Annotated in this window: 2 protein-coding genes; both read left to right on the plus strand. The window is 62.6% G+C overall.

What is annotated here, in order from left to right:
* Positions 1–356 precede the first annotated feature (356 nt).
* A complete protein-coding gene (locus VIH17_05280; protein ID HEY4682647.1) occupies positions 357–3,152 on the plus strand; it encodes a ComEC/Rec2 family competence protein in 2,796 nt (931 codons plus the stop codon).
* Between the two features lie 52 nt (positions 3,153–3,204).
* Positions 3,205–3,443 (plus strand): hypothetical protein (locus tag VIH17_05285; protein HEY4682648.1); only part of this gene is annotated, 239 nt, incomplete at its 3' end.

The raw sequence follows: 3,443 nt of genomic DNA on the forward strand, positions 1-3,443 counted from the left end.
AGCTTGCCCGGTGCGGCGAGTGGTCCATCCTCCTCCTTTGTAGAGGCCGGCTTCAGGGCATAGGATCTTGCCGACTAGCCTAAAAAGACTAAAACGGCGAGAGATGCTGCGCGGGTGGCCCATCCTCGTCCCGATGTGTAGGAACGAGGGTGGGGGCTTGTTTCGTTGGTAAGAGGACCTCCCCCACGCAGCATAAGACGCTGGATGGGGCACCGGAGTACCTTCTTCACCAAACTGGGCGGAGAAACCCACCTTCAAGATAGGTGACCAAACTTTTGCATCCGTTGATATAGTATCCTCTGCCGAAAGTTGAACCTGCTTCCGTCTTTGCGAACATGCGACAACCGATGCTATGGATGGCAGCGGCATTCGCGGCCGGGCTAGGCGGTCTTAGCCGGCTCGACGTAGTCCCATCCCGATGGCTTCTTCTTTTCGTCGCACTGTATGCCTTCGCGATCGTCGCCTTTCTCTTAAGCCGTCGGCGCTCCCGCCAAGCCCGGTTCGGGCAAGGCGGAACGGGCTTGCCCGCCAGCTCCGCCAACCGACTGGCGGGCAGGTTGTCGGCGGGCCCCGATCGTATCGGGGCAAGCTGGCTCAGGGCGGCGTGGATTGCCGGGCTCCTGGCCACGTCTTGTTTCGCTGCCTGGCAACTCCAAATCAGCCGCCGAGCGCTTCCGCCGAACCATCTTCAGAGGTTGATTGAGAGCAGCGCAATCGATTGGCGGGAACCCATCCGGCTTTCGGGCTGGCTCACGAGCGAGCCGCGGCGCCGGCCGGGCGGTACCGTCTATGAAATCGAGGCGGAAGCGATTGAGTGGGGCGGCCAGCCCGCCGCGGCGGGGCCCGCGAGCGGCGGGGTTCGGCTGAGTTACTACGAACGCCCGGAGGAACCTGCCACCCAGGCTGTCCTTTTGCCGGACGTTCACTTGCCGGATGTTCACCCCGGCGACCGCATCGAGGTACTGGCCAAATTCCATCCTCCGCGGCTCTTCCGCAATCCCGGTGGCTTTGATTACCGCGCCCACCTTGCCCGCCAGGGAGTTTTCCTTCTCGGCAACCTTCGCGATCCGGCGCTGCTCGAAAGAAAAGGTCAGGGTGCTGCCGGGGTGCGCAGCCAGCTTTCCCGGTTGCGGGCGCGTCTTCTCGAAAAACTTGATCGTTTCTACCCAGAGAAGAGTGACGCCGACGTCGTCGCCGTGTTGAAGGCGATGCTGCTCGGCGACCGTGACTTTGTCGAGGAGGAAATCGCGGAGGATTTTCGGCGCACCGGAACCTTTCATGCCCTAGTGCTATCTGGGCTGCAGGTTGGCGCGCTGGCGGCGTTTCTCTGGCTCGCGCTCCGCCGCCTGCGCGTGTCGCCCGTGTGGACGACGGCCGTCATTCTGCTCGCTTTGATCCTGTATGCGTTGCTGGTGGAAGACCGCCCGCCCATCGCCCGCGCCGTCTGGTTCACCGGTGTCTATCTGGTCGGCCGCCTGCTCTACCGCAATCTGGATTTTTTGAATTCGGTTTCCGTGGCGGCGCTGGGGCTTCTCTGGCTGCGGCCGGAATGGCTCTTCGACGCCGGTTTCCAGTTGTCCTTCCTGGCGGTCTATAGCATTGGCGCGATCGGGCTGCCCTGGGTGGAAGCGACCACCACGCCGCGCCGGCAGGCTCTTTTCGATTTGGAGGACGTTCGCCGCGATGACCGGCTTGAGCCGCGGCAAGCCCAATGGCGGATCGAGCTGAGGATGCTCGTCGGCTGGCTCGAAGGAAAAATCGCTCGCCTGCTTGGCCGACCTGCGGCTGGGTTGCGGTCAAGGGCGATTGCCCGCGCGGCGGTGACCTGGCCGGTGCGATTCGGCCTGCGCCTGGCCGACTTGATTCTCATTTCGGCTGCGATCCAGATCGGCTTCCTGGTGGCCGGCGCGGTCTATTTTCATCGGGTGAGCTGGTCAGGGCTTGGGGCCAACGTGGTGGTTGTGCCGCTCGTGGGGATCATCGTGCCGCTTGGATTTCTGACCCTGGCGGCCGGAGCGGGGTGGTCGCTCCTCGGACTGTGGCTCGGAAAAGCGCTCGGACTCGTCACGCACGGCATGCTGGCGGCGGTGAGCTGGTTCAGCGCAGCAAGCATCCTGAGCCACCGCGTCCCCATGCCGCCGCGGTGGTTGACCATCGCCTATCTCGCGACGTTCGTTCTTTTTGCGTTGTCGCTTCGCGCTCCCCGTTGGCCGCGCCCCGACCGGTCGGGGCGGCGCCGTTGGCAACTCGCGGCGGCGGTGCCGCTTCTGCTGGCCATCTATCTTGTCGCAGCCTGTCCTTTCCCACCCGCGCTTTACCCGGGAAAACTCGAAATGACGGTGCTCGACGTCGGTCAAGGAGATTCCATTCTTGTGGCGTTCCCGGATGGCCGCACCATGTTGATAGACGGCGGCGGACAGATCGGCGCGTTTTTGGAAGCAGGTCGCCGGCGCGGCATGGACATCGGCGAAGAAGTCGTTTCGCCCTACCTCTGGTGGCGCCGCATCAAGAAACTGGATTGGGTGGTACTGACGCACGCCCACCACGACCACCTGGACGGCTTGCGAGCAATTGCTGAAAATTTCCGCATTGGCACCGTGTGGGTCAGCCACCACCCGGACTCGCAAGCCTACCGTCGGCTTCTCGATGTATTTGCCAGGAACAAAATTCCGGTGGTCGAGCTTCGAGCGGGCGAGCATTTTGCGGTGGGTAGTGTCGAAGGCGAAATTCTCTCGCCGCCCGTCGAACATTCGCCGCCACGCCCGCCGGCCAACAATGACTCGCTGGTCGTTCTCCTTCGCTTTGGTCCCGCCAGCGGAGGGGTTCGTCTGCTCTTGCCAGGCGATATTGAGCGCAAAGTCGAGCATGGCCTGGTGGATGACGGCGCGCCGCTCGCGAGCGACATCCTGAAGATTCCTCATCATGGCAGCCGAAGCTCTTCTTCCGCGGAATTTCTTTCCGCAGTGAGCGCTCGCTACCGGGTGATGTCGGTCGGCGCAGGCAACCCTTTTGGCCACCCACACGCCGAAACAATCGAGCGGCTCAAAAGGAACGGCGGCGCGCTCTTTCGCACCGACCGCGATGGCGCGGTCACGTTTCTGACCGACGGGCGAACCATCAGGGCCACCACCTACGCGGCTGCCTCAAAATGAGCCTGCTTGTGGCGGTGGCGGGCGCTCTCTATAATAGGAAAGCGAGTTTGCTATGGGTACCGACCCTGCACCTATCCCCTCTCCGCAAGAACTAGCCGAGGAAAACAAACGCACCCGCCGGCTGCAAATCGTCATCAGCCTGGTGATGAACCTCATCAGCCAGGGAAATCTGCCGTATGCCGAAGCCGTCGCCATGGTCGCCTCGACCCGCCGCATCGCGCTCAAACTTTTCCCGGGAAAAGAAACCGCTTTCGACATCATCTACCAGCCAAAACTGAAGCGACTTCTAAA

Source organism: Candidatus Acidiferrales bacterium (assembly GCA_036514995.1).
In the GTDB taxonomy this organism is placed as follows: domain Bacteria; phylum Acidobacteriota; class Terriglobia; order Acidiferrales; family DATBWB01; genus DATBWB01.